24 protein-coding genes and 1 tRNA gene are annotated in these 25,826 nt (G+C 73.5%); 11 read left to right on the top strand and 14 right to left on the bottom strand.

Going from position 1 to position 25,826, the window contains the following annotated elements; genetic code table 11:
- Positions 1 to 51 precede the first annotated feature (51 nt).
- The 3 genes from AS857_RS27230 to AS857_RS27225 form a co-directional block, all read right to left on the bottom strand.
- Positions 52 to 1,584 carry a serine/threonine-protein kinase gene (locus AS857_RS27230; RefSeq protein WP_058045852.1) on the bottom strand — a complete coding sequence of 511 codons (1,533 nt, stop codon included), beginning with the start codon at positions 1,582 to 1,584 and terminating at the stop codon, positions 52 to 54.
- Positions 1,585 to 1,783: 199 nt separating this feature from the next.
- Positions 1,784 to 1,981, bottom strand: a complete 198-nt coding sequence (locus AS857_RS42465; protein ID WP_420823994.1) for a DUF6255 family natural product biosynthesis protein — start codon at positions 1,979 to 1,981, stop codon at positions 1,784 to 1,786.
- A 2-nt stretch (positions 1,982 to 1,983) separates the two neighbouring features.
- The gene (locus AS857_RS27225) at positions 1,984 to 2,319 is read right to left on the bottom strand and encodes a hypothetical protein (RefSeq protein WP_058045851.1); all 336 of its coding nucleotides are present in this window, start codon (positions 2,317 to 2,319) and stop codon (positions 1,984 to 1,986) included.
- A 155-nt stretch (positions 2,320 to 2,474) separates the two neighbouring features.
- On the opposite strand from AS857_RS27225, the gene AS857_RS27220 reads away from it, so the two are divergent.
- The 4 genes from AS857_RS27220 (at position 2,475) to AS857_RS27210 (ending at position 5,423) form a co-directional block, all read left to right on the top strand.
- Positions 2,475 to 3,347 carry a helix-turn-helix domain-containing protein gene (locus tag AS857_RS27220; protein WP_058045850.1) on the top strand — a complete coding sequence of 291 codons (873 nt, stop codon included), beginning with the start codon at positions 2,475 to 2,477 and terminating at the stop codon, positions 3,345 to 3,347.
- On the top strand, positions 3,344 to 3,592 hold the full coding sequence (locus AS857_RS38115) for a DUF397 domain-containing protein (protein WP_079110661.1): 249 nt from the start codon (positions 3,344 to 3,346) through the stop codon (positions 3,590 to 3,592). The genes AS857_RS27220 and AS857_RS38115 overlap by 4 nt, the downstream gene beginning before the upstream one ends.
- Positions 3,593 to 4,022: 430 nt before the next feature.
- A tRNA-Arg gene (locus tag AS857_RS27215) sits at positions 4,023 to 4,095 on the top strand.
- A gap of 128 nt (positions 4,096 to 4,223) precedes the next feature.
- A complete protein-coding gene (locus AS857_RS27210) occupies positions 4,224 to 5,423 on the top strand; it encodes a winged helix DNA-binding domain-containing protein (RefSeq protein ID WP_058045849.1) in 1,200 nt (399 codons plus the stop codon).
- A 301-nt stretch (positions 5,424 to 5,724) separates the two neighbouring features.
- On the opposite strand, the gene AS857_RS27205 is transcribed toward AS857_RS27210, so the two are convergent.
- Complete coding sequence (locus AS857_RS27205) at positions 5,725 to 6,138, bottom strand: VOC family protein (RefSeq protein WP_058045848.1); 414 nt, start codon at positions 6,136 to 6,138, stop codon at positions 5,725 to 5,727.
- Between the two features lie 41 nt (positions 6,139 to 6,179).
- Entirely contained in the window at positions 6,180 to 7,676 is a 1,497-nt protein-coding gene (locus tag AS857_RS27200; protein WP_107105666.1) for an MFS transporter, read from the bottom strand.
- A 104-nt stretch (positions 7,677 to 7,780) separates the two neighbouring features.
- On the opposite strand from AS857_RS27200, the gene AS857_RS27195 reads away from it, so the two are divergent.
- Entirely contained in the window at positions 7,781 to 8,548 is a 768-nt protein-coding gene (locus tag AS857_RS27195) for a TetR/AcrR family transcriptional regulator (RefSeq protein ID WP_058045847.1), read from the top strand.
- 36 nt (positions 8,549 to 8,584) lie between these two features.
- On the opposite strand, the gene AS857_RS27190 is transcribed toward AS857_RS27195, so the two are convergent.
- Together AS857_RS27190 and AS857_RS42460 are read right to left on the bottom strand one after the other, a co-directional pair.
- Entirely contained in the window at positions 8,585 to 9,883 is a 1,299-nt protein-coding gene (locus tag AS857_RS27190) for a M64 family metallopeptidase (protein ID WP_058045846.1), read from the bottom strand.
- A 406-nt stretch (positions 9,884 to 10,289) separates the two neighbouring features.
- Positions 10,290 to 10,496, bottom strand: a complete 207-nt coding sequence (locus tag AS857_RS42460) for a hypothetical protein (protein ID WP_160330277.1) — start codon at positions 10,494 to 10,496, stop codon at positions 10,290 to 10,292.
- Between the two features lie 138 nt (positions 10,497 to 10,634).
- Here AS857_RS42460 and AS857_RS27180 point away from each other — a divergent pair, with 138 nt between their 5' ends.
- The 3 genes from AS857_RS27180 to AS857_RS27170 all read left to right on the top strand — a co-directional run bounded on the left by AS857_RS27180 (position 10,635) and on the right by AS857_RS27170 (position 14,479).
- Entirely contained in the window at positions 10,635 to 12,035 is a 1,401-nt protein-coding gene (locus tag AS857_RS27180) for a helix-turn-helix domain-containing protein (RefSeq protein ID WP_079110660.1), read from the top strand.
- Positions 12,036 to 12,581: 546 nt separating this feature from the next.
- A complete protein-coding gene (locus AS857_RS27175) occupies positions 12,582 to 13,334 on the top strand; it encodes a response regulator (RefSeq protein WP_058045844.1) in 753 nt (250 codons plus the stop codon).
- Positions 13,331 to 14,479: a sensor histidine kinase gene (locus AS857_RS27170; protein WP_058045843.1), complete on the top strand. Its 1,149-nt coding sequence runs from the start codon at positions 13,331 to 13,333 to the stop codon at positions 14,477 to 14,479. Before AS857_RS27175 ends, AS857_RS27170 begins: the two co-directional genes overlap by 4 nt.
- A gap of 34 nt (positions 14,480 to 14,513) precedes the next feature.
- Here the strand turns inward: AS857_RS27170 and AS857_RS27165 are convergent, their stop codons facing one another.
- On the bottom strand, positions 14,514 to 14,909 hold the full coding sequence (locus AS857_RS27165; RefSeq protein WP_058045842.1) for an STAS domain-containing protein: 396 nt from the start codon (positions 14,907 to 14,909) through the stop codon (positions 14,514 to 14,516).
- A gap of 454 nt (positions 14,910 to 15,363) precedes the next feature.
- Here AS857_RS27165 and AS857_RS27160 point away from each other — a divergent pair, with 454 nt between their 5' ends.
- Both AS857_RS27160 and AS857_RS27155 read left to right on the top strand, forming a co-directional pair.
- Entirely contained in the window at positions 15,364 to 15,948 is a 585-nt protein-coding gene (locus AS857_RS27160) for a sigma-70 family RNA polymerase sigma factor (protein ID WP_058045841.1), read from the top strand.
- Complete coding sequence (locus AS857_RS27155; RefSeq protein ID WP_058045840.1) at positions 15,945 to 17,180, top strand: zf-HC2 domain-containing protein; 1,236 nt, start codon at positions 15,945 to 15,947, stop codon at positions 17,178 to 17,180. The genes AS857_RS27160 and AS857_RS27155 overlap by 4 nt, the downstream gene beginning before the upstream one ends.
- A 156-nt stretch (positions 17,181 to 17,336) precedes the next feature.
- Here the strand turns inward: AS857_RS27155 and purU are convergent, their stop codons facing one another.
- From purU to AS857_RS27135, 4 genes are all read right to left on the bottom strand, one after another.
- Entirely contained in the window at positions 17,337 to 18,230 is an 894-nt protein-coding gene (purU, locus tag AS857_RS27150) for a formyltetrahydrofolate deformylase (protein WP_058045839.1), read from the bottom strand.
- Between the two features lie 70 nt (positions 18,231 to 18,300).
- Positions 18,301 to 18,795, bottom strand: coding sequence for an SCO4402 family protein (locus AS857_RS27145; protein WP_058045838.1), 495 nt, complete (start codon positions 18,793 to 18,795; stop codon positions 18,301 to 18,303).
- A gap of 155 nt (positions 18,796 to 18,950) precedes the next feature.
- Positions 18,951 to 20,744, bottom strand: coding sequence for a hypothetical protein (locus tag AS857_RS27140; RefSeq protein ID WP_058045837.1), 1,794 nt, complete (start codon positions 20,742 to 20,744; stop codon positions 18,951 to 18,953).
- A gap of 127 nt (positions 20,745 to 20,871) precedes the next feature.
- Entirely contained in the window at positions 20,872 to 22,263 is a 1,392-nt protein-coding gene (locus AS857_RS27135; protein WP_058045836.1) for an NsdA family TPR-like regulatory protein, read from the bottom strand.
- 323 nt (positions 22,264 to 22,586) lie between these two features.
- Between AS857_RS27135 and AS857_RS27130 the strand changes: the two genes are divergently transcribed.
- Positions 22,587 to 23,261, top strand: coding sequence for a bifunctional DNA primase/polymerase (locus tag AS857_RS27130; protein ID WP_063278435.1), 675 nt, complete (start codon positions 22,587 to 22,589; stop codon positions 23,259 to 23,261).
- Positions 23,262 to 23,288: 27 nt separating this feature from the next.
- On the opposite strand, the gene AS857_RS27125 is transcribed toward AS857_RS27130, so the two are convergent.
- Both AS857_RS27125 and AS857_RS27120 read right to left on the bottom strand, forming a co-directional pair.
- Positions 23,289 to 24,749: an FAD-dependent monooxygenase gene (locus tag AS857_RS27125; protein WP_058045835.1), complete on the bottom strand. Its 1,461-nt coding sequence runs from the start codon at positions 24,747 to 24,749 to the stop codon at positions 23,289 to 23,291.
- Between the two features lie 127 nt (positions 24,750 to 24,876).
- Entirely contained in the window at positions 24,877 to 25,746 is an 870-nt protein-coding gene (locus tag AS857_RS27120; RefSeq protein WP_058045834.1) for an alpha/beta fold hydrolase, read from the bottom strand.
- Positions 25,747 to 25,826: the final 80 nt, after the last annotated feature.

Genomic DNA, 25,826 nt, shown 5'->3' with positions numbered 1-25,826 from the left:
GGGGGCCGGGCAGGCGCACCTTCGAAGGCGCAAACCGCTCCCCATACGGCTTTAGGGGCTGGATACGGGCCGGATCCGTACGAACGTGTCGAGTACGGCCCGGGCATGCTGCCGCGCCTGTGCCGCCTTCCCCGCGGGCCCCGCCACCCACACCTCGTACATCTTCCCTCCCTCCTCCCAGCAGGTGTCGTACGTACGTACCGCCCCACCCGCCTCCGCCTCGGGCCCGTCCCACGTGAACTCCCAGGAGGCCGCCGGGTATCCCTTGTGCGTGGTCTCGCGGACGGTGGCGGAGCGGTAGCCCGGGTAGCGGTCGGGGGCCGCGGCCGCGGCGGCGCGCAGGGTGCCCGCGGGCCCGCCGCCCTGCGGGTCCTGGATGAGGATGCCGAGGCGGAACTGCCGGTCGCGCGAGTAGTAGAAGACGCGCGGCGGTTCGAAGGAGCGGGTGAAGCCGTCGGGCACGGCCAGCGCGAAGCCCGCCGGGTCCTGCACGGCGTGATACCCCTCCGGGGGCCGCACGGGCGCGCTCACCGGCGGTTCGCGCGTGACGGGCGGGCCGGGCGAACGGCTCAGCGTCCCGCTGGACACCTGCGTGGGACGGCCACCGGCGCCCTCCGCGCCGCCCTCGGTCAGCAGCACGGCGAGGCCGGCTCCCGTGCCCGCCAGGGTGACGACGGCGACGGCGGACATGAGGACGGTGCGGCTGCGCGGCACGTACGAGGGCCTGACCCGGCCGCCGTCGACCCACCCGGAGGCCAGGTACTCGTGCAGCAACCGCTCCGCTTCGTCGGTGCCCATCCGCCGCGCCGGGTCGCGCTCCAGCAGCCCCCGGACGACGGGCAGCAGGGGCGCCGCGGCGGCGGGCGGGCGTATCTCGTCGTGGACGACGGCGTGCAGGATCCCGCCCAGCGAGTCGCGCCGGAAGGGCGTCACACCGCTGAGGGCCGCGCACATCAGCACCCCCAGGGACCACAGGTCCGACGCGGGGCCGGCCGGGCCGCCCGACATCCGCTCCGGCGCGGTGTACTCGGGCGAGCCGACGAACGCGCCCGTCTCGGTGATCGTCGTGGCGCCGCGGACCTGGGCGACCCCGAAGTCCGTCAGGACGACGCGGCCCGTCGCCGACTCCAGGAGGACGTTCGGTGGCTTGATGTCGCGGTGCAGGACGCCGCAGGCGTGCGCCGCGCGCAGGGCGGACAGCAGGGCGATCGCGATCCGCGCCGTCTCCCGCGGGCCCACCGGCCCTTCCGCCGCCAGCACTTCGGACAGCGCCCGCCCGTCCACGAGCTCCATCACGATCCACGGACGGCCGTCCTGGACGACGATGTCGTGCAGGGCGACCACGTTCGGGTGGCTGATGAGCGCGGAAGCGCGGGCCTCCCGCAGAGTGCGGTCGCAGTCGGTGAGCCCGGAAGGGCAGGTGCCCGAGCCCGCGTCGTCCATGTGCAGCTCTTTGACGGCAACTTGGCGTGCCAGCAACTCATCGGTGGCACGCCATACGGTGCCCATGCCGCCGCGCCCTATCCGCCCGGACAGGCGGTACCGGCCGGCGATCAGACCATCGTGCGCAGCGAAGGTCCCCATAAGCCCATCTTGCCCCACACCTCCCCGGCCCACGGCTACCGGAACGGACCGGTTCCGGCCAGCTGTGACGGGGGGCCGGGGCGATGGTGGCACGCGCTCTGCGGCCGACTGTCCGTGAGTGGTGACTTCTGTGACCGGGGTCCCCTACTGGGTCTGCTGAGGCACTCGGCCTGCCGTCCCGGCCCACTTATCCGCCGCCCTACGCCCCAGGCCGGTGGATTTCCGCGCGCGGAAGGCCGCCGCCCCCACCAACCCGCACCCGAGCCACGGGATGCGGAAGGCCCGGCGGCCTGAGGGCCGCGTACTCGGTGAAGCGGACGGTTCCGCAGTCGCGGCAGCGGGCCTCGCCCCGGGTCCGGGCCGACCAGCCGCCGCGGTGAGTGCACGTTCTCCGCATGCTCACGCACCCCCCATGTGCACGGTCCGCCAGTGACGGCGCTGCAGTACCAGGGCGTCCCCTGTCGTGAGGGGATCGTCCCCGGCGGCGGCTTCCTTGTAGGCGGCCGCCAGTTGCGCGCACTCCCCACACCCGTACATGGGCCGCGACCCGGCCGGCCAGAGCCCGGCAGCCTCCCGGTCCTCCCGGGTGGCAAGCCGCAGGGAAGCGAACGGCGCCTCCCATTCGAGCCCACCGCCGGGACGGCGCAGGGTGACGCGGCTTCCCACGCCCCCGATCACCTGCGCGACCCGTCCCTCCCGCGTGTCCACCACGAACGCGCCGATCCTGTAGGTCATTGCCTCACGCCTCCCTCGATGTCGACTGATGACACGATGCGACGCACCAAATTGGTGCGCAAGCTTGCGCTTCAACCTTCATTCGAGTGAGTGAACGATGGCGCACATCCGTGGAGTTGAGATCGGTAGAGTCGTCGCCGAGAGGCGGTGATCACATGTCCGGCGCAACGCCCACCCTGCTGCGTCGACGGCTCGGGGCGATCCTCAAGACGATGCGGATGAGGGCAGGCCTCAACCTCACGGATGCCGCAGAACTGCTGGGCTTGTACGGGGCTCCAACGCTCAGCAAGATCGAGAACGGGAAGCAGCGGCCGGACCTTGACGCTTTCCTCGCCGCGTACGGGGTCGACGACCCCGTACAGGTCGCGGAAACCCGGAAGATCGCAGAGATCGCCTCGACAAGCCGACAGCAGAGCCTCTTCGCGCAGTACAGGGATGTGATCCGGCCGCGCTTGGCCGACTTCATCGAGCTGGAGCAGCTGGCAGCCCGCACCGACCTCTACGCAGCAGCCCTCATCCCCGGGCTCCTGCAGACACCGGAATACGCCCATGCGCTCATCGGAGGCGACATCACTTGGAAGACAGCGCGTGAGGCCAGGGCATTCACCGAACTACGTATGAAGCGCCAGGAAATCCTGGTCCCCGGCCCGGGGGCCGCGGCCAGGAGTCCATTGGCACTGCGATGCGTACTCGACGAGGCATGCCTGAGGCGGGAGGTGGGCGGCCCGGCGGTTCTTCGAGGACAGCTGGAGCGCCTGGTAGACGCCTCCCGGGAGACGAATATCGAACTGCAGGTCATCCCGTTCAAGGCGGGCGCCCACACCGGCCTCGACGGCGCCTATACGGTCTTCCATTTCGAGTTCGGCGACCCCGTCGTAGCAGTGGAGCCGCTCTCGACTTCCCTCTATGTTGAGGAAGATGACCAGGTCGCACGCTACGCCGTCGCATTCGATCGGCTGCGATCCCACGCGCTGGAGCCCGACGCCTCACGCGACTTCATCGCGCGGGTCGCCAAGGAGACACGGTGAGGTTCAAGAAGAGCAGCTACAGCTCCAACACCGGGGACACCTGTATAGAGATCGCCCTCCCGGGAGGCACACCCATACGCAGCCCCATACTCATACGCGACTCAAAACGGCCCGACGGGCCGACCCTCCGCGTCGCCGCTGAGCCGTATCGTTCCTTCACCCGCGCCCTGAGGCGCGGCGCCCTCGGCGCGCCGCACGACGACGACCGAAAGGGTCGCGCACGGCGGGCTCGGCCGATACCGTAAGGGGGCGCCCCCCTTCGGGCATAGCAAGCGGCCCCCGCCACGGCGGCTACCGTGGACGAGGGCCAACCGCAAGCAGACGGTTTCCGGTCGTCAGTCCTCAGCTTCTCGGAGGACTGGCGGCCATCGTCCAGCGGCTTCCACCGGTCATTGCCCGGTGCACCACCTCCACAGCTCCCGGATCACAGCTGCGACCCGTTCGTGCAGAGGCTTTCTGCGGTGACGCCCCACGGGCGCCGAGTTGCCGTTCTACGCCACCGCTCAACTCGCCGTCGCTGCAACATCATGAGCTGTCGTAGGCGAGGTACGGCGGACGTCGTAGCGAGATCGTCACCGAGCGTGGCGGCATCCGCGGCGGTGAAAAGCACTCCTCCGCGTCGGGTAATATTGTTCCCGCAACGCCGACGAGCGATCACTGTCGCCCGGAAGCCGAGCGCTCGTAGCTTAACGGATAGAGCACTTGACTACGGATCAAGAGGTTGCAGGTTCGAATCCTGCCGAGCGCACATCGCCGTAAGAGAGCCGGATGCACTACGCATCCGGCTCTCTTCGTTATTTCCGGGGCTCCGAGAATGCCGCTTCCGCTATGCCGAGAGGACGGAATCCGTCCTCATTCCCCTCTACGCTCGCGCCCATGAGCAGCACCCCCCGCGCCCGCGCCCGTGTCACCGACGAGCAGCGCCGTGCCCGCCTCGCCCGGCGCCACCTCCTCCACCCCGGCCGGCGGGCCGGCTCCGTCGAAGAGGTGGCGGATGCCCTGGTCGGGCTGCACGCCACCGATGCCGCCACCGTCTACCTATCGGCGTGCGCGCGGCTGGCCGAACCCTCCCCCGCCGAGGTGGATCGGGCGCTGTACGAGGACGTGACCCTCGTGAAGCTGCTGTCCATGCGGCACACGCTCTTCGCCGTCACCACGGAGCTCGCCCCGTACGTCAGCTCCTCCACCGCCCGCGCGATCGCCCTCCGGGAGCGGGCGACGCTCCTCAAGCACCTGCGGGAGAACTCCGAAGGCCACGCCCCGTGGGACGAGCAGCGGCTCGTCCGCACCGAACGGGAGGTGCTGGACGCGCTGGCGGCGCGCGGCGAAGCCACGACCGCCGAACTGGGCAAGGACGTGCCCGCGCTGCGCGAGACGCTGCTGATGTCGCCGGGCAAGCCGTACGAGTCCCGGCAGAGCGTCGGCAGCCGGGTGCTGCGGGTGCTCGCCTCGGACGGGCACCTGCGGCGCGCCCGCCCTCGCGGCTCGTGGACCAGCAGCCTCTACCCGTGGGCGCTCGTGCCGCAGATCCCGGACATCGGCGTACGGGAGGCCAAGGCCGAGGTCGCGCGGCGCTGGCTCGCCGCGTACGGGCCGGCCACGGAGGCCGACCTGAAGTGGTGGACGGGCTGGACGCTCGGCGACACGCGCAAGGCGCTGGCGGACGTGGGCGTCGAGGACGTCGGGCTCGCGGACAGCGCCACGGGGCACGTCCTGCCCGGCGACCTCGCCGCCGCGGACGAGGCCCCCGGGCCCTGGGCGGCGCTCCTCCCCGGCCTCGACCCGACCGCCATGGGCTGGCGCGGCCGCGACTGGTACCTCTCCCCCGACCACGTGCCCGCCCTCTTCGACCGGGCCGGAAACGTCGGCCCGACGGTGTGGTGGAACGGCCGCGTCGTCGGCGGCTGGGCACAACGGGCGAACGGGGAGATCGTCTGGCGCCTCCTGACGGACGCCGGCCGGGAGGCGGAGTCCGCGATCACCACGGAGGCGGCCCGCCTGTCGGCGTGGCTGGGCGCGGTACGGGTCACTCCACGCTTCCGGACGCCTTTGGAACGGGAGCTGGTGGGGCGGTAGCCCCAGTCACCAGGTCGTCGTCCCGTCGACGTGGGCCGGCCCGGCTTCCGTCTCGGCCGCCTTGCGGATGGTACGGATCTCGGCGACCGCGTCCGTGGGGTCGGCTTCTCCCTCGTCCACGATCCGTTCCAGCTCGCGGAGCCGGGCGCGCGGCCCGAACAGCCCCCGGCGTCGGCTGGAGAAGCCCCCGATCGTCCAGCTCCTTGTACAGGGCGGCTCGTGGCTGCGGAAAGCCGGGTGAACCGGGTGAGCCGGGCGAACCGGGGCCGGCCCGGGTGCGGTGCGGGCCGGCCCGGCTCGGTCACGTCCGCGCGCGGTGCGACGGCTCCTCCCCGTACGGCGTCGTCATGAATTCGATCGCGCAGGTGCCGCCCGGGTCCTTGAGGTAGACGCCGCGGCCGCCGTACTCGTGGTTGATCTCGCCCGGCTGCTTCAGCATCGGGTCGGCCCAGAACGGGACGTCGCGCTCGGCGATGCGGCCGAGTATCGCGTCGAACTCCTCGTCCGTGACGAGGAAGGCGATGTGGCTGCGGTTGATGTCGCCGGTGGGCACCATGTCGTCGATGAAGTCGATGCCGACGCCGTTGGAGCTGGTGATCTGGGTGAAGCGGCCCCATTCGAGCGGGGCGGCGGTGTCCATCAGCCAGGAGAGGAACGCCCCCGTCTCCCGGCGGTCCTTGACGTGGACGATGAGGTGGTTCAGTTCGTTGGGCATGGTGGTCCTTCCGGTGGGATCGATTGCCGAGGGAGGGGAGTTCACGAGGATTTGCGCGGCCGGCCCGGCAGTGCCAGCGCTCCCAGCGCCGCGCATGCCGTGAACGCCGAGGCGATCAGCAGCGCCCTGCCGTAGCCGGCGGCCAGGTCGCCCGCCGCGTTGCCGGAGGCGCGTGCCGCCGTCGTGTGTGCGGCGACCGTGGCGAGTGCGGCCAGGCCGAGTGCGCCGCCGATCTGGCGGGAGGAGTTGACGAGCCCGGAGGCCAGGCCCGCCTCGGCGGGGGCCGTGCCGCTGGTGGCGGCGGCCGTGACGGGCATCAGCGACAGGCCCGCGCCCAGGGTGGCCAGGAAGAAGGGGACGAGCACCGCGCTCGCGTACGCGCCTGCGCCGCCTCCCGCGCCTCCGCCTCCCGTACCCCCGTCACCGATGCGCGACAGCCACAGCAGCCCCGCCGTGCTGATCGTCATGCCGGTGACGATCAGCGGGCGCGGTCCGGTGCGGGCGATGAGGCGGGTGGAGACCTGGGCGCCGACGACGATCGCGAGCGATCCGGGCAGGAAGGACAGGCCCGCGCCGAGGGCGCTCTGCCCGAGCACCTGCTGGAAGTACAGGGAGAGCAGGAACCACATGGCGAACGCGGCCGCACCCATGCCGAGGACGAGGAGGTTGGCGGTGGCGAGCGTGCGGCGGCGCAGGATCGCGAGCGGTACGAGCGGGTGGGCGACGCGGGCCTCGATCGCCACGAAGGCCGCGAGCAGCAGCACCCCGGCGGCGAACGACCCCCACACGTGCGGCGCGCCCCACCCGTGCGTCTCACTGGCGATGGTGCCGTGCACGAGGGCGGTGAGGCCGGCGGTGACGGACACGGCGCCGGGCAGGTCGAGGCGGCGCGGCCCGGCGGGCGCGGAGGCGGCGGCCGGTACGCAGGCGACGGCTGCCGCCAGCAGGCCCGCGCCGATGGGGACGTTGACGAACAGCACCCACCGCCACCCGGCGTACTCGGTGAGCACGCCGCCGATGACGCCGCCGACCGCGCCGCCCGCCGCCATGACCGCGCTCCAGGCGCCCATGGCCCGCGTGCGGGCGGCCGGTTCGGTGAACGTCCGCATGATCAGGGTGAGGGTGGCGGGCGCGAGGACGGCGCCGCCGACGCCCTGGACGGCGCGGGCGGCGATGAGCAGGGGGCCGCCGGAGGCGAGTCCGCCGACCAGGGAGGCGAGGGTGAACGCGGTGACGCCGGCGAGGAAGGCGCGCCGGGTGCCGACGAGGTCGGCCGTGCGGCCGCCCAGGAGCAGCAGGCCGGCGAAGCCGAGGGTGTAGGCGTTGACGATCCACTGCTGGCCTGCGGTGCCCAGGTGGAGTTCGGTGCGGATCGCCGGGAGGGCCACGTTCACGATCGACACGTCGAGGATGACCATGAACTGGGCCGTGCAGGCGATGACGAGGATCGCGGTGGTGGCGCGTGGGGGCCGGCCGGCTGCGGCCGGACCGGCCCTGCGTATGGCGGGACGTGGTGACGGGGGGTCGGCAGCGCGCATGGCAATCACGTCCTCCGGCGGGTGACGGAGCAGCAAGCGAAACTAGAGGTGCTCCAAAAATGTAGCACCTCTATTTCTACTTGCCGGACGGCTACCCTGGGGACATGACCAGCAGCACCACGACCAGGAGCGGCGCCACGGCCGGGAACGGCGCCACCGCCGGAGGCGCCACCGGAGCCACCGGAGCCGCCGCCGGAGGCAGCGCCGCGGCCAAGGGCGGCGCCGCCACCGGGCTGCGCGGCCGCAAGCGCGAGCGCACCCGCCGCGCCATCGCCGAAGCCGCCTTCCGCCTCTTCGCGGAGGAGGGCTTCGACGCCGTGACGCTCACCCGGATCGCGGCCGCGGCGGACGTGGCGCCTGCCACCGTCTTCACGCACTACGCGTCGAAGGAGGACATCTTCTTCGGCCGCCGGGACGAGTTCGAGGCGGGCATCGCCGAGGCCGTGGCGGACGCGGCGACCGCCATAGAGGTCGTCGACGGGGTGCACCGCGCCTGCGTCGCCGCCTTCGAAGCGGTCCTGGACGAGGACTCCCTCCCCCAGGCCCGCACCTTCTCCCGCATCCTGCTGAACAGCCCCGCACTGCGCCGCAGTTACCTCCCGTTCGGCCAGCTGCGCCGGGAGCAGCTGCTGGACCTGCTCCTGGAACGGGCCGGGGAGCGCGCCGCGGACCCGGGGGTACGGGCCGAGCTGGAGGTCTTCGCGTCCCTGACCGGCGCGGTGCGCGAGCTGTCCTTCGACGCGCTGCACGCGGCGCTGGCGGCGGACGAGCCGGCCGAGCGCGTGCGCGAGTCGGCCCGCGCCGCCCTCGCCCACGGCTGCGACCGCCTCACCCTGGCCTACGCGGAGGCGGAGTTCCTGAACGCCGCCTAGCCGTACCGGCTCGGCGCGTCACCCGGCCCCATCGGCTCAGCGCGTCACCTTCCACGTCAGCGAGCCCGCCAGCCGCTTGCGCAGCTCCGGGTCGAGGACCGCGCCCGTGCGGTCCACGGCGCGCGCCGTCAGCGTGTGCGGGCGGCCGTCGCCGGGCACGCCGAGCATCCGCGGGACGACCTCGGTCCGGCCGCGGGCGGCCACGGCCTCCAGCCCGTCCACGTACCAGCGCACGGTCGCCGTGGGCACGGCCGGCCGCACGACGACCCGCTCGCGGTGCGAGACCGTTCCGTACCGGCCGCTGTCGCTGGTCAGCACGCTCGCGTGGCGGTAGAAGCCCGCGATCATGGCTTCGCGGCCCGGCAGGTTGAACTCCCGGCCCAGCGTGCGCATGATCGAGTTCTCGGTGGGACGGTAGAGGCCCTTGGGGTAGTAGCCGCCGCCCTCGTACGCGCCGACGGTGCCGCCGTCCGGCGAGGTCCGCCCGATCCAGCGGTACCACTTCTTGTGCTGCGCGCTCTGCTGCCCGGCGTCCAGCGTGCTGATGTTGGTGTCGGCCGGCTCGGCGCCGGTGTACGTGCCGTACTCGTCGTACTGGTACTCGTCGGCGAGCTTGCCGAGCGAGTGCCCGGTCTCGTGGACGGCGACCTGGTCGGACTTGGGGTGGTCGGAGGACGCGGTGGCGATGCCGTCGTAACCGGCCTGGGAGACCACGTCGTTGTAGCCCGCGCCGCCGTACTTGGCGGAGTTGGACAGGACGACGACGAGGTCGGCGGCCGGCGCCTTCGCCGCGTACGACTCGACGCGGGCGGTGTCGACGCACAGCAGCCGCTCCACGTCGTCGCAGAAGAAGTACGACCGCAGGGCGGTGTCCTTGGTGACGCCCTTGGCCGGGTCGTTGGTGACGCCGGAGTCGCGGGAGACGGCGTCGACGGCCCACACGTTGAACAGGCCCGCGTACGAGGCGTACGGCTCGACGGCCGACATCTTGGCCCACTTGGTGCGCACGGCGGCGTGGAAGGCGTCCTGCTGGTCCGCGGTGTATCCGTCGCCGATGAAGACGACGTCGAGCTTGGAGCCGACCGGGCCGTTGCTGACCACGGGGGTGACGTCCCCGTCGCCCTTCGCGGAGGGCGCGAGGGGGCGCGGCAGGGGCGGGGACGCGGGGATGGTGGTGTGGCGGGGGTGGCCGTCGGGGCCGGTGAAGTACTCGACGTCCTGCGTGCGTTGGGGTGTGACCGGCTTGTCCGGGCTCGCCGCCACCGCAGGAGCCGTGGCGGCCAGGGCCGCCGCGAGGGCCAGACCGCCGGCCGCGAGGGATATGCGTCTTCTCATGGGGGGTTCCTCCCGAGCTCCGCCGCCGGTTAAGCAGCGGGTCAAGTCGCTTTAATGCGCGGCTTAACGTAGGGGGCCCGGGAAGCACCCGGCAATGGATGCGGCCGAAGAAACACCGCCCGCCGCTGCGACCGGCACGGTGTTGCGGGCGAGGCGCTCGGGGTCGTGGAGCGGCGCCCATCCAGTGCGTCGCCTGCCCGTCCTGGGCATAAATGGCCTCGTGGAGCAGTGCGTAGAGCGGGCAGTGGGCGCGGTAGCCCTCCAGGGCGCGGTAGTCCTCCAGGGCGCGGTCGAGCCGGTTCTCGCGGCCCACGGGGCGTCCGGCGGGGAAGCCGGGGCCGCCCTGGAGGCAGACGAGCCGGGGCAGGTCGTCGTGCTCGCGGGACGATGCGACGGCCTCGCGCGCTCAGATCCGTATGTGCTCGCCGGAGGGGGCGTCGTGGTCGAGCGGCACGTCGAAGTGGTGGTCGGTGAGGACGAGGCCGGGCCGGCGGTGGCGGCCGGTCACCGAGCTCATCGAGGGCACCGCCGCGCCTGCCGGTGCCTCACCGAGCGCCCCTCCGAGCCTCTGTGCGCCCCCTACGAGATCCTGCCCGTCGAGACCGTGCGGCATGGTTCCATCCTCACGTAGCTCACGTACTCACGACCTCACGACCTCACGCCGCGGCACGGGACCCCTGGCCTGACATGCACGGCGTACCCGAAGTGCACGTACTTGGACTTGCACGTACGTGACTTGCACCTACTCGAAATGCACGGCGTAACCTACCGAGGGGCAGCAGTGGCCGAGAACAGCACCCACGGCATACGGGCCGACGGGCCCGCCGAGATCGGCCGGCGCGTGCTGCGGCTGCGCACGGCCAAGGGCCTCACCCAGCGCCAGCTGGCCGAGCCCGCCTATACGGCCGCCTACATCTCCACCCTGGAGTCCGGCCGCGTCCGCCCCTCCGAGACCGCCCTGCGCCACCTCGCCGACCGGCTCGGCACCACCGTCGACGAGCTCGCCACCGGCCGCCCCGCGCACCTGGCCACCGGGCTGCGGATGCGCCTCACCGACGCCCGCCGCACCCTGGCCACCGGCGCCGCCGAGGACGCCGCCGCGCTCTACGGGGCGCTGCACGAGGAGGCGGCGCGCGCGGAGCTCGTCCCCGAGCGGGCCACCGCGCTCCTCGGGCTCGGCGACTGCGCCCTGGAGACCGGCGACCTCTCCGCCGCCCGCGACCACTACGCCGCCGCCGAGGCGCTGCTGGCCGACGAGCCGCTGCCGCGCCGCGTCCCCGCGCTGCGCGGCCGCGCCACCGCCCACCTGCTGGCCGGGGAGCTGCGCTACGCCTGCTACCTGCTGGAGACGGCGCTCGACGAGCTGAACGCCTCGGGGCTGCACGACCCGGACGCGCTGCTGCTCCTCTACACGGCCTCCATCGCCCCCTACATGGACATGGGGGCGCACGCGCGAGCCGCGCACGCCGCGGAGCTGGCGCTCACGCTGGCGCCCCAGGTGGACGATCCGGCGCTCGTCGCCGGCATGCACCGGGGCGTGGCCCGCACCCTGATCGCCGAGGGCCGCATCGAGGAGGCCGACGCCTCGCTCGCCAAGGCCCAGGAGCTCTACCAGCAGCTGCACATCCGCACCGAGCTCGCGCACTGCCACTGGATGCGCGGCTACGTCCGCGCGCAGAACGGCGACCTGGAGGGCGCCGAGAGCGAGCTGCGGACGGCGCGCGACATGCTGGCGTCGAAGCGGGCGGCGCTGTTCACCGTGCAGGTGGAGGTGGAGCTGGCCGACGTGCTGCGGCGGCGGGGCAAGGCGGCCGAGGCGGAGCGGCTGCTGAGCCCGCTGCTGTCGCCGTCGGCGCTGGGCGCCGAGCGCGGCGCGGTGCACGCGGGCGGTGCGCACCGGCTGCTGGGGCTGATCGCCGAGGAGCGCGGGCTGACGGAGTCGGCGGAGGAGCACTACTGCGCGGCGCTGTCGCTGCTGGAGCGCACGGGGGCGGCCGGAGACCTGGCCGATCTGTGCCGGCTGCTGGGCGATCTGCTGCGGCGCACGGGGCGGGTCGAGGCGGCGCTGGACGCGTACCGCACGGGGCTCGGGCACCGGGCCGCGCCGGGGACGACGACGCTGGGGCCGGCGCCGGCCGCGCCGCCCATGTGACGGCACAGCACGGCTTCGGCCCCTGTGCATACCCCTGTGTGCAGAGGGGATTTCCCCCGGCCTCGGGTCGCCGCCTGTGGGGGATGCGGCGACCCGAGGCCGCGTGCTGCGGCACCTCACGCCGGTAGGTCAGTCCCGGCATGCTGCAGTACGGACAGCACTTTGCCCGCCCGCACGCCCCGGGCGGAATCCCCCGTGGGTCCCGACTCGCCCCCGCCGATCGGAGGGGGTCCCTCCGCCCATCGGGGGGACGATCGGAAGACGACCGGGGACCGGGCCGGGGGCGGCCGGGGGCCGGGCCAGGGGACGACCGGGGGACGGGCCAGGGGACGACCGGGCGGAAGATCGAGAGGAGCGCCACGTTCCGTTTTCGGCCGTGGTTGCCGGAACCGTGCGGCAGGCTGGAGGCGTGACGGGAACCGGACAGGGTGCGTGACCGGAACCGGAGCAGGGAGAACCGGCTCTAGCCGGTCGTGGAACAAGCGCGGACGAGCAGGGAGCGAGCGGCATGACACCGGGCAGCGGGCGTGGAAGAGGTAACGGCAGGTGATCCGTGTTGCGGTGGTCGACGACGAGCAGCTCGTCCGGTCCGGGCTGAGGATGATCCTGGGCACGGCCCCCGACATCGAGGTGGTCGCCGACTGCGGCGGCGGCCAGGCCGTCGCCACCGTGCGCGCCTGCGCCCCCGACGTCGTCCTGCTCGACATCCGGATGCCGGACGTCGACGGGCTGACCGTTCTCCGCGCGCTGCGCGACGCCCCGCAGCCGCCCGCCGTCGCCATGCTCACGACCTTCGACGCCAACGAGTACCTGGCGGCGGCCCTGCGCGGCGGCGCGACCGGCTTCCTCCTGAAGGACACCGACCCGGAGCAGCTCGTCCAGGCCGTACGGACCCTCGCGGCGGGCGGCAGCGTCCTCGACCCCGGCGTGACCCGCGCGGTCATCGGCGGCTACCTCGCCTCCGAGGCGGAGACGACGGCCGCCGAGGCGGTGGCGGCGCTCACCCCGCGCGAGCGGGAGGTGCTCGCGCACCTCGGCGCGGGGCTGGCCAACCCGCAGATCGCGGAGCGCATGGGGCTCGCGCCCAGCACGGTCAAGGACCACGTCCGTGCCGTACTCGGCAAGCTCGGCGGGCTCAACCGCGTCCAGGCCGCGATCGTCGCCGACCGGGCCGGGCTCGTCACCGCGCAGGGCAAGGACCGGCCGCAGGGCGAGGAGGCGGGACGGGCCCAGGGCGCGGGACAGGTGCGCCGTGCGGGACAGGTGCAGGGCGCCGGCCCACCGGGCGGCGGCGCGTGACCGCCCCCGCCGGACTCCGGCCCGGCTTCCGGCTCCCCTCGCGGGCGCGTGTCGCCGTGCTGCTGGTGGTGCCCGTGCTGATCGCCGCCCTGGACGCGGTGCTGGTCAACGGGCCCGGGCTCGGCCTGGACCTCGGGGTGTCGCTGCTGGCCGCGGTCGCGCTGCTGTGGCGCAGGCGCTTCCCGCTCACCGTCTTCGCGGTGACGCTGCCGGGCATCTACATCGGCTACATCTGGTTCGCCCCGATGATCGCGCTGTACACGGTGGCGACGCTGCGCCCGGACCGGCGGCTGCTCGTCGGGGCCGCGGCGCTGCTGGCCGTCGCGCACTTCCTGCCGTACCCGATCTCGGAGCTGTCCTTCGACGACCGGCGCGAGGTCGCCCTGCAGCTCGTCGACGCGTGCGTCACCGCCGCCACGCCCGTCGCGCTCGGCCTGCTCACCCGCACCCGGCGCGAGCTCGCCTCCCGGCTGGACGAGCTGACGCGCAGCCGGGCGCGCGAGGACCGGCTGCTCGCCGACCAGGTCCTGGCCACCGAGCGCGCCCGGCTGGCCCGCGAGATGCACGACGTCGTCGCCCACCAGGTCAGCCTGATCAGCCTGCAGGCCGGCGCCGTGCAGATCAGCACGGGGGACGACCAGGCGCGCGAGGGGGCCCGCAGGATCCGCGAGCTGTCCGTGCGCACGCTCGAGGAGCTGCGGCACATGGTCGGCATCCTGCGCGCCGCCGGAGCCGACACCGAAGAACTCACCCCGCAGCCGCGCCTCGCGGACCTGCCACGGCTGATCGAGCTGAGCGCGCTCGACGTGGCGTACGAGAACACGTGCGATGCCCGGACCGCACGCTCCGAGGCAGTCGAACGGGCGGCGTTCCGTACGGTGCAGGAAGCGCTGACCAACGCCCGTAAGCACGCACCGGGCGCACACGTACGGGTCCGGCTGGCGGAGGACGCTGCGGAGACGCTGCTGGTGGAGATCCGCAACGGGCCGCCGGACGCGGCCGTACCGGCGCCCGGGCTGCCCGGCGGCGGGCACGGCCTGGTGGGGCTGCGCGAGCGGGCGCAGAGCCTGGGCGGAACGCTGGAGGCGCATACGACGCGGGAGGGCGGCTTCGTCGTGCGGGCCGGATTCCCGCGGGAGGGGTAGGGGGCCGGCCACCTGCCGGCAGTGGCCGCCGAGGCTAGGCGGACTGCGCGGGGAGGGGGTCGCCGCTGTCGCGGCCCTCGTGGGTGGCCGTGGCCAGGTCCGGATAGATCTCGAAGAGACGGCGCACCCCGAGTGCGCCGAGCACCCTGTTGACGTGGGAGCCGTCCGCCGCGCCGCCCTGCGGGGGCAGGATGAGTCTCAGGCGCCCCTGACAGGAGCGCATCAGGCGGCGGGCGGCGATCAGCACGCCGACGCCGCTGGAGTCGCAGAAGCGCACCTCGGCCAGGTCGAGCACGAGGCTGCGCCGTCCGTCGGCGACCGCGTCGTGCACGCGTTGCCGGACCACCGGCGACGTCACCAGGTCCATCTCGCCGGAGACCCGGAGGACGGCCCAGTCCCCCCGCTCGGCGTCCTTCACCTTCAACGTCACGCGCTCGAAGCCCCTTCGCTCGGTCTCTCGTTCCCCGGAACGGACCTTTCCGCAGCCGTGGCTGCCCGGCGTCTCCCCCGTCTCTCCCTCGTGAAACGCCGGTGGGACCGGATGTACAGAACCGGCCCCCAACGAGCCTATGCCCAGCTCGAACCCTTAATCCCCAAAGTTCCGGTCACACCCGCATAACACATCGGCACATTCGCGCACGTACGATCCGTAACGATCGGCCAGATGTGCGGAAAGTGACCGGGGCAATACCATCCGGGGCCGTTCGGCGGGGCGATCTTCACGATGTTCCCCGCAAAGACGGCCTGACTGTCGGACCCGGCCACTACATTCGAGGAGTATGTGACCGTGAGCACAAGCGTCGAGCGCCGCGGGTAGCGGTCATGAGTGCGACGCACACCAGCGCGACGCCGGGCCGGGCGGACGGGCGGACGGAGGGGCAGACATGGCGACCGACGCATCAGCAGCAACAGCAGCAGCACCACCCCGGTGGGACCGCAAGATGCAGCAGCGGCTCGCGCACGGCGAGGCCGCCGCCCTCGGCGAGCTCTACGACCGCTTCGCCTCCCTCGTGCACACCCTCGCCCACCGCGTCCTCGGGGACGAGGCCGGCGCCGACCGCGTCACGCGCGAGGTCTTCGGCCATGTCTGGGAGCACCCCGGCGAGTTCGACCCCCGCGAGGGCTCGCTGCGCTCCTGGATCGCCGGGCTCACCCACCGTCAGGCCGTCGAGCGGCTGCGGCAGTCGCAGAGCGACGGCGCGGCCACGCCCGACGAGATCGAGGAGAAGGTCCGCGCGGCGTCCGCCGCCGCCCGCGCCGACTACATCGTCACCTCCATGCCGGCCCCGCTGCGCGCCGCCCTCGACCTCGCCTACCTGCGCCGTCTCGACTACCGCCGGGCCGCCGCCCACCTCGGCGTCACCGAGGACGAGGCGCGCCGCCGGCTGCGCCTGGGCCTGCAGCTGCTCTCCACCGCGCACCCCGGGCCGCGCGCCGTCGCGCCGCCCGCGCGCGGAGGGACGCTGTGAGCGAGGCACCCGGCCGGGGCGGGCCCGGCCGTCAAGACGGAAACGGCGCTTCCGGTCCGCCCCGTCCGCCGCGCATACCGCTGCCCCGGACCGCCGCCGAGGACACCGCCCGGTGGCCGGAAGCCGCCCCCGCCCCTGCTGCCGAGGCGGCTCCGATCGCTCCCGAGACGGCCCCGATGTCGCACAAGGTACTCAAATCCCTCCTCGGCGCCTGGGCGCTCGCCGCCTGCTCCGCCGAGGAGACCACCGCCGTCGAGGCGCACCTGACCGACTGCGCCACCTGCGCGGACGAGGCCGTACGGCTGCGCGAAGCCGTCGCCCTGCTGCACCCGGAGGACAATCTGGACCTCGACCCGCGGCTGCGCTCCCGCGTGCTCGCCTCCTGCCTGGGCCGCCGCCCGGCCCGCGTCCCCCTGCCCTCCTGGGTCGCCCCCTACGACGCGGAGACCGCCCGGCTCGACGCCCTCCTGCGCGACTTCGGCGAGGCGGAGTGGCAGGCGCAGGTACGGCTCCAGTGGTTCGACGGCTCCCGGGCCGTGGAGCGCGACATGACGGTCGCCGCGGTCATCGCCCACCTCACGGCCTCCGACGGGTCCGTCGCCGCGACCCTGGGCCTCCCGGAGCCGCCGGAGGGGGAGCCGGAGGCCGCCGAGGGCCCGCCCGGCGCGGTGCGCACGGAGTGGCGGCGGCAGGGGCACGCACTGATACGGAGCGCGTCGTTCGCCGACGGCGGCGCCGCGGAACTGCCCGTCCCGTACGGACAGTTCGCCCTCCCCCTGCGCGATGCGTTCCTCGACCGGGCCTTCGAGTGCTGGATCCACGCGGAGGACATCGCCGAAGCCGTCGACTACCCCTACCGCCCGCCCTCGCCCGGCCACCTCCACGACCTGGTCGACCTGACCGCCCGCATGCTCCCTACGGCCATCGCCGACCGCCGCCGCGCCGGCCTCGCCCCGCCGCCGCGCGCCCTGACCGCGGCGGGCGCCCCGGGCCGCACGCTGCACCTGGAGGTCGAAGGCAGCGGCGGCGGCCACTGGTACCTCCCCCTCGACTCCCCCGCGGCCGGGGCCGCCCCGGAGGACGAGGTCGCCCACGTGGCCCTGGACACCCTGGAGTTCTGCCGCCTGGCGGCGGGCCACGTCCATCCGGAGGAGGCCGCAGCGGGCCACACGGGGGATCGTGAGGCCATCCTGGACGCCTTGTACGCGACGGCTTCGCTGTCGCGCATGTAGGAGCTGCAGGAGCCGTAAGAGCTGCGGGAGACGCAGAGACGCCGGAACGGCCTGTGGCCCGCATCGGGGATGCGGGCCACAGGCCGTTCTGCAGGTTCTGCGGGGACTGCGAGGACTGCGGGTGCTACGGGGCTGCGGTGCTGCGGTGCTGCGGTGCTACGCGAAGACGACCGTCCGCCGCCCGTTCAGGAGCACCCGGTGCTCGCTGTGCCACTTCACCGCGCGGGCGAGCGCCTGGCACTCGACGTCGCGGCCGATGGCGACGAGCTGATCCGGGGTGACCTCGTGGCCGACGCGCTCGACCTCCTGCTCGATGATCGGGCCCTCGTCGAGGTCCGCGGTCACGTAGTGCGCGGTGGCACCGATCAGCTTCACGCCGCGCGCGTGCGCCTGGTGGTACGGCCTCGCGCCCTTGAAGCTCGGCAGGAAGGAGTGGTGAATGTTGATGATCTTGCCGGAGAGGACCTTGCAGAGGTCGTCGGAGAGCACCTGCATGTAGCGGGCGAGGACGACCAGCTCGACGTTCTCCGCCTGGACGAGCTCCAGGAGCTTCGCCTCCGCCTCCGGCTTGTTGTCCTTCGTGACCGGAATGTGGTGGAAGGGGACGCCGTAGGAGCCGACGAGCTCGGCGAAGTCGGTGTGGTTGGAGACCACGGCGGCGATCTCCACCGGCAGGGCGCCGATCCGGGAGCGGAAGAGCAGGTCGTTCAGGCAGTGGCCGAACTTGGACACCATCAGGACGATGCGCATCTTCTCGTCCGCCCGGTGGATCTGCCAGTCCATGTGGAACGAGTCCCCGATGGCGGCGAAGCTGGCCCGCAGCTTCTCCAGGGTGACGGGCGCCTCCGCGCCGAAGTGGACGCGCATGAAGAAGAGCCCGGTGTCGCGGTCACCGAACTGCTGGCTGTCCTCGATGTTGCACCCGGTCATGAAGAGATAGCTGGACACCGCGTGGACGATGCCCTGCTTGTCGGGGCAGGAGAGGGTGAGGACGTACTGCTCGGGCTGCGCTGGGGCCCCTTCGGCGGCAGGGGACTGGGAGGCGTTCATAGCCCAATAGCCTCGCACACCCGCGGGGCCCGCCGGACCGCCCGGACCCCGCGGCGCCCGGTGGCGCGGCTCAGCGCGCCTGTGTGAGCCGGTCCAGCACGTCCAGCGGGCGCGGCGGCACCTCCGGCTCGTCCCCGTCGTTCAGCGCCAGCCGTACGTGCGCCTCCCGCGCGGCCTGTACGGCCTCGGGCCAGCCGTGGTGCTCCAGGTACGCCGAGACGGGCGCGTCGGGCCCGACCTGGTGCATGATCCGCAGGACCCGCAGCACGGCCAGGTCGACGAGCGCGGCCTCGCCCGAGTCCCGGAAGATCGTCCCGATGTATTTCTCGGCCGACCAGTTGTCCAGCCAGGTGTCCTCGACCAGCCGGTAGACGGCGTCGGTCACGTCCCCGAATCCCGCGTCGCCCGCGAGCCAGCGCTCGCGCTGGAAGTCGGGGTCCGAGAGCATGTGCAGCGCCGAGCGCACATGCGCACGCCAGCGCCACCACGGCATGTCATTGAGCGGCATGCCGTCCATGGTGGTCGAGCGGCGGCCGCGGCGGGAAGACTTCTCCGAACCCTGCATAGCAATCGATCGTACGTTCCCACCCGGGCGGCCCGCTCCGGCCCCCGGGATCCGCGCCCGCGACCGCTGCGATCGCCGTGATCATCTGCAGTCGCCGCCGGGCGCCGCGACCGCTGCAGCCACGGCTACGGCTACAGCCACAGCTGCTGCTACAGCTACAGCTGCGCCCAGGAGTGCTGCGACAGTCCGTACTTCTTGGCGATCGGGTTCCACAGCTCCGCGGCCGCCTTCTTGGCGGCGGTCGCCTCACCGCTGGCGCGGTCGCCCGCGGCGCTCTCGCCGGACGGGCGGGCGTGGCCCTTGACGCACCCGTGCTTGCCGCCCACCTGGTCCGCCCACGCCGCGTAGTGGGTGTCCGCGGACGCGGAGGACTTCCAGGCCTTGGTCAGCTGCGCCGCGAGCTGCGCGCTGTTGGGGAGCTTGTCGATCGTCGTCTTCTGGAGGCGGGTCACCAGGCTGTCGCGCTGCTTGGCGGCGTCGCGCAGGTCGGAGGCGGACTTGCCCAGGTCCTTGCAGTTACGGGTGGAGTCGACGGCCTTGATGACGGCGTCGCGGCTGTTGTTGCTGTCCTTCAGCAGTGCGTCCAGGGCCTTGGCCTGGGCGACGGCCGGGTCCGCGGGGTCGGCGGACGGCTCCTTCTTCTTCCCGCCGTCGTCCTCCGGCGCGCTGCTGCTGGGCGCCGCGGAGCTGACCGCGGCGTTCTGCGGGGGGTCGCTCTTCTTCTCGTCCCCGCCGCTGAGCAGCGCACCGGCGGCGAGCCCGGCGGCGGCACAGCCGGCGACGACGATGCCGACGATGGCTGCGGTGGGCAGCTTCCGCCGGGAGGGCGGAGAGGAGGGGGCCGGGGCGGGCTGCCGGGGAGCCGCGTGCGGGCCGCGCGGCGGGGGTATGTGCGCGGCCGCCGCGGGCTCGCGGCCGGCCTGCCGGGCGGCGGTACTGGCAGCGGCGTCTGCGGAGGCACGGAACAGCCCGTCGAACTCCGAGGGCGGCGGCCGCTCCCCCTGCGCGGCCATGCCCCCGAGGGGCGGCCGGGGGGCGGGGGCGCCGGGCGGCGGGAAGGGGCTGCCGGTCTGCGGGGGAAGCAGCTGAGTCGCTTCACCGGCGGACGACGCGGGTCCGGGGGCGGGCGGCGGGTACGCGGCGCCCGCGGCGGGGCCGCCGCCGGAGGACGCGTTTCCGCCGACCGGCGGCAAGTACTGGGTCGCTGCCGCAGCCGCGTCCCCACCGGAGGGCGCAGCTCCCGGCACGGGCGGAAGGTACTGGGTCGCCGCGGCGGAGTCCCCGCCCGCGAGCGCGCCGCCGCTGACCGGCGGCAGGTACTGCGTGGCCGCATCCCCGCCGGAGGGCGCGCCTCCGCCGACCGGCGGCAAGTACTGGGTCGTCGCGGCAGCCGCGTCCCCACCGGAGGGCGCAGCCCCCGGCACGGGCGGAAGGTACTGGGTGGCGGCGGAGGCCCCGTCCGAGGAAGCGTTTCCTCCGACCGGCGGCAGGTACTGCGTGGCCGCCGCGGCCGAGTCGGGAAGCGGCGGCAAGTACTGGGTCGCGGGGTCCGCGGAGGGTCCGCCGCCCGGGACGGCCGACGCACTCGGCGCGCCGCCCGGAGCGCCACCGGAAGCACCCGCCTGGGCACCGCCCTGCGCGGCGCCACCCTGGCCGGCGCCACCCTGCGCGTACGGAGCAGGCGGCTGCGGCGCCCCGGGAAGCGGCCCGGAGGCGACCGGCGGCAAGTACTGGGTGGCCTCGGAAGCGGAGTCGGGGGTGGCGGGGGCGGGCCCGGTGCCCAGGACAGGCGGCAGGTACTGCGTGGCCTCGGAGTCACCGGGGCGCGGAGGCGTGCCCGGCGGCATCTCGGGCGGCAGGGGGGCGCGCTGCGCGTCCGGCCCCCACGGCTCGCCCCAGGGCCGGCCGGGGGCCGGCTGAGGCGCGTTGCCCTGTCCGCTCTGCGTCACCGGGACTCCTCAAGCTGTACGGCAACTTATCGATAGCGCGGCCACGCTACCGGGTCGCCGCACGGCAGGGCCATGCGGCCGCCCCCTGCCCGGTAAGGGGCAGGGGGCGACGCTTCCGGCGATCCCCCTACGCCGCCTGCACCTCCAGCCGGGACCCGAATTCCCGTACCACCGGCTCCTCCCGGTAGGGCGCGAGGCGCTGCTGGAAGTCGTCCAGGTACTCCGCGCCCCGGTTCGACCTCAGCGTGCCCAGCAGGTCCAGTGCCCGCACCCCGGTGGCACACGCCTCGTCGACGTCCCGCTGCTGGACCTGCGCCGTGGCCAGCAGCAGCATTCCGATGGCGCGCCTGCGCACCCGCCCCTCCGCGTGCCCGGCGATGGCGTCCTCCGCGTGCCGCCGGGCCTGTTCGGCCTGCCCGAGGTCCCGGTGGCAGTGGGCCAGTTCGTCGGCCAGGTAGGCGTGGTCGAAGTGCCGGATCCAGGAGGGGTCGTCGCCGGAGTCCGGCGAGGGGTCCCCGGCCTGTTCGAGCTTGGCCATGGCCTTGGCCGCGACGCCCTGGCACGACCGTGCGTCGCCGAGCAGGGCGTGCCCGCGCGCCTCGGCCGCGTAGAACATGGCCTCGGCCCGCGGCGTCACGTGCCCCCGTGCCCCTTCCTGTGCTGCTTTCGCCAACTGGGCGATCTCCCTTGGGTTCCCCAACGAAGCCGCCAGGTGACTCATGCTGGCGGCCAGGACGTACCCCCCGTACCCACGGTCCCCCGCAGCCTGGGCGAGGCGCAGCGCCTGGATGTAGTACCGCTGGGCGAGGCCCGGCTGGCCGGTGTCGACGGCCATGTAGCCCGCGAGCTCGGTCAACCGGGCGACCGCGGCGAACAGTTCGCGCCCCACGGACTCGCGGTAGGAGCCTGCGAGCAGCCCGGAGACGACGCTGTTGAGGTAGTGCACGACGACGGGCCTTACGTGCCCGCTGCCGTACCGGTGGTCGAGTTCGACCAGGGCTTCCGTGGTGGCGCGCACGGCGTCGACGTCGGACGGCCCCACGCGCGCCCCGGCGTTGCGGGCGACCTGGGGGTCGGCGCCGGTGATGAGCCAGTCGCGGCTCGGCTCGACGAGCGCGGAGGAGGCGACGGACGTCCCGCTGAGGAAGTCCCGCCGGCCGACGTCGCTCCGCCACAGCTCACACACCTGCTCGATCGCGCCGAGCACGGTGGGCGAGAACTGCAGGCCGACGCCGGAGGCGAGGTTCTTGCCGTTCGCCATGCCGATCTCGTCGATGGTGACGGTGCGTCCGAGCTTGCGGCCCAGCGCCTCGGCGATGATGGCGGGGGCCCGCCCGCGCGGCTGCTGGCCGCGCAGCCAGCGCGCTACGGAAGTCTTGTCGTAGCGCAGGTCGAGCCCGTGCTCGGCGCCGCACATATTGACGCGCCGGGCGAGGCCGGCGTTGGAACAGGCGGCTTCCTGAATGAGCGCCTGCAGCCGTTCGTTCGGCTGCCGCGCCACGAGTGGCCGTGCGGCCATGCTGTACCCCCTGAAACTGCTAAGCGTTCGCGGCGCGGTCCGCCGCGGCGTGCGGAGAAGCTGAGACAGCTGACTGCGTCTTCCCCTGTGATCTTTGCCCCCTGAATGTCCGGAGAATGCGGACTTAACGGTAATGACAGCAAAGGCGGCATTGGCCAGACAATGACGGTCTCGCCCTGTCGCCGCAGAGGTGGCTACCCACCCTCGGCGGCCAACCCGCGTCTGCGCCCCCGTACATGCATCCGTGCGCCCCACGTGCATGTCCTGGCACCGCCCACAAGCGTGAGCCTGAGCCGTAACCCCTCGTGACGAGGGGAGTTGTGATGGGCGTGGAAGAGACCATCGCAGTAGGAGCCCCGCACATCCCCCAACAGCGCAGCGAGCAACTGCTGGACGCCGCTGTGAGGTATGCGGAGGAGCGGCACTGGGACGTATTCGGCGGCACGTGGCTGCAGGTGGAGGAGGGGCGGGAGCACTGCTCGTGCGGTGATCCCGGCTGCCCCGCCCCCGGTGCGCACCCGGACCGCCCGGACTGGGCGACCCAGGCCACCGGCAGCGCGGTCGCCGTCCGCCGCATGTGGCAGAAGCAGCCCGCCGCTTCGGTCCTGCTGCCGACGGGCCGCACGTTCGACGCGCTGGACGTCCCGGAGACCGCGGGCTGCCTGGCGCTGGCCCGGATGGAGCGGATGGACATCCAGCTGGGGCCGGTCATGTGCACGCCGTTCCGCCGGATGCAGTTCTTCGTCCTGCCCGGCGGCGCGCTGAAGGTCGCGGACCTCGCCCGGAAGCTGGGCTGGCACCCCACGTCCCTGGACCTCATCGCCCGCGGCGAGGGCGACTACGTGGTCGCGCCGCCCACCCGCATCGGCACGCGCGGTTCGGTGCAGTGGGCGCGCCAGCCCACGGCCGCCAACCGCTGGCTGCCGGACGCGGAGGAGCTGGTGAGCGCCCTGGCGTACGCGTGCGGGCGGGATGCGGCGGACGCCCGCCGCAGGTGAGGCACGCGGCGGCGGGCGCGAGCGGGGTCAGCCGTGGTCGGCGGCCTCGGCCACGTACCCGTCGGGCCGGACGAGGAGCGTCGTGGGGCGGGCGTCGGCACGGGTGACCGTGGTGACGTCCGCCTTGTCGTGGGGCGGTGCGCCCCCGCCGCGCGGCAGGACGCGGACGTACGTCCCGGCGCGCAGCGCCTCGTACAGGCGGGAGGGCTCGCCCGGGTGCTCCGCGAGGGGCAGGTCCGGGGCGCGGTGCCCGGTCAGCGGGTGGGAGCCGGGCGGCGCGGGGTAGCCGATGCCGATGCCGGAGATCATGAGCGCGCCCCGGTCGGTGGCGAAGGGCACGGCTGCCGCGGCCAGGGCGACGGCGTCGCGCAGCCCGCGGGCGACGGGCGAGGCGAGCAGTACGGACCGCACGAGGGTGCCGCTCAGGCGCAGCACCAGCTTGCCGACGGGGTGGCGTTCGTCGTGGTAGCTGTCGAGCAGGGAGTCGGGGGCCGTGCCCTTGAGGACGGCGGCGAGCTTCCAGCCGAGGTTGGCGGCGTCCTGGAGCCCGGCGTTCATGCCGAGCCCGCCGGCGGGCGAGTGGACGTGGGCGGCGTCGCCGGCGAGGAAGACACGGCCCTCGCGGTAGCGCGGCACCTGCCGCTCGTCGCTGTGGAAGCGCGAGGTCCAGCGCGCGTCGTGCATGCCGAAGTCGGTGCCGAAGACGGCGCGGGTGAGGGCCTTGAGCTCGTCGAGCTCGACGGGGGCACTGGAGGGCAGCTCGCAGCCGCGCCGCCAGGCGATGGCCCGGTAGTAGCCGTCGCCGAAGGACACGAGGAAGGCGAAGCCGTCGCGGCCGCTGTTGAAGACGGGCAGCCCGTCGGGCTTGGTCTCCAGCCGTACGTCGGCGAGCATGACGGACCGCAGCACGGACCGCCCGGGGAAGGGCATCCCGAGCGCCTTGCGCACGGCGCTGCGGACGCCGTCGGCCCCGACGACGTAGGCGGCACGCAGCGTCTCGGAGGCTCCGCTCTCCGCGCCGTCGCCCTCGGTACGGACGTCCACCTCGACACCGTCGGCGTCCTGCCGCAGCCCGAGCACCTCGGCCCCGCGCCGCAGCACGGCCCCGGCCTTCAGCGCACGCTCCTCCAGCACCCGCTCCGTCTCGTACTGCGGCGTCATCAGCACACCGGGGAACCGGCTGGGCAGCCGGGAGAGGTCGATCCGCCCGCGCCCGAAGATCCGGAGGGTGTCGAGGAAGGGCCCGGTGGCCAGCAGCGGCTCGGCGATCCCCCGCGCGTCGAAGGCCTCCAGCGTGCGCGCGTGAACGGCGAACGCCCGCGTGAGATTGGACTCCCGCGCCCTCTTCTCCACCACCGTCACCCGCACACCGGCGGCGGCCAGATCCCCGGCGAGCAGCAGCCCGGTGGGACCTGCGCCGACGACGATGACGTCGGCGGGGGCGGAGGGAGGGGTGGAAGCGGTCCGGGGGGAGAGCGGGGAGGACATGACGGCTCCTCGGGTGGCTCGTCAGGACATGTGGCCGTAATGCCAGTGCACACCCGCGCCCGAGATATGTCAACGCTTGTTGAATTAATGTGCAGCCACCCGCCACCGGGAGCGGCCCGCATCTCCCCTACGTCCGCAGCACCGACTCCAGGAACCCCTCCACCGCCTGTCGCCAGCCCTCCGGCTGGTCGTAGTGGACGAGGTGGCCCGCGTCCTGGATTTCGGCGTAGGTGCCGCGGGGCAGGACGCGGACCATTTCCTGGGCTTCGGCGCGGCCCAGTTCGCCGTCGGGGCCGCGGACGACGAGGGTGGGGCACTGGACGAGGGCGAGCTCTTCCCAATGGGCGTCGTGGGCGTAGGTCTCGCGGGCCTGGAGCATCTGGCGGCGGGAGAAGGCCGGGCGCCAGCCGTCGGCGCGCTCGGCCATGATCTCGGCGTAGTAGTCCCCGCGGGGCGGGCGGGGGCGCTCCAGGGTGGGGTCGCCCTCGGCGAACCACTTGCGGACGTCCGCGAGCGTGGCGAAGGGGACCGGCCAGGACCTGAACCACTCGCCCCACTCCCGCTGCGTGGCGGCTCCCAGGGCGGAGGCCCGCATGTCGCAGATGACCAGGGCCCGGACGAGGTCGGGGCGGCGGGCCGCGAGCTGCCAGGCGGTCAGGGCGCCCATGGCGTGGCCGATCAGGACGGCGGGCGCCAGGTCCAGGCTCTCGATCGCCGCCTGGGCGTCGGCGATGTAGGCGTCGCGGGTGTAGGGGCCGTCGGCGGGGCGCTCGCTGCGGCCGTGGCCCCGCTGGTCGAGGGCGACCGCGCGGTGGCGGCCGGAGAGCCAGCGGGCGGTCTCGGCCCAGTGTGCGGCGCGGCCCATCAGACCGTGGAGCAGCAGCACCGCGCCGGGACCGCCCGTCCCCTCCCGGCAGGGATGCTTGGGCGGATCGGCGAACTCCCAGGCCGCGAGCCGCACTCCGCCGCTCCCACTCACGTCGATACGCCGAACCATGAGCCCTGGCACCCCCTACTCTCCCCCGAGCAGCTTCACGATATAGAACTTACATTCGAATGCATGCTCATCGCGCGCAA

It is taken from the genome of Streptomyces roseifaciens (genome assembly GCF_001445655.1).
Taxonomy (GTDB): Bacteria; Actinomycetota; Actinomycetes; order Streptomycetales; family Streptomycetaceae; genus Streptomyces; species Streptomyces aureoversilis.
Note: the sequence above shows the minus strand (reverse complement) of the source record. Positions and strands in the feature narration are given on the sequence as shown.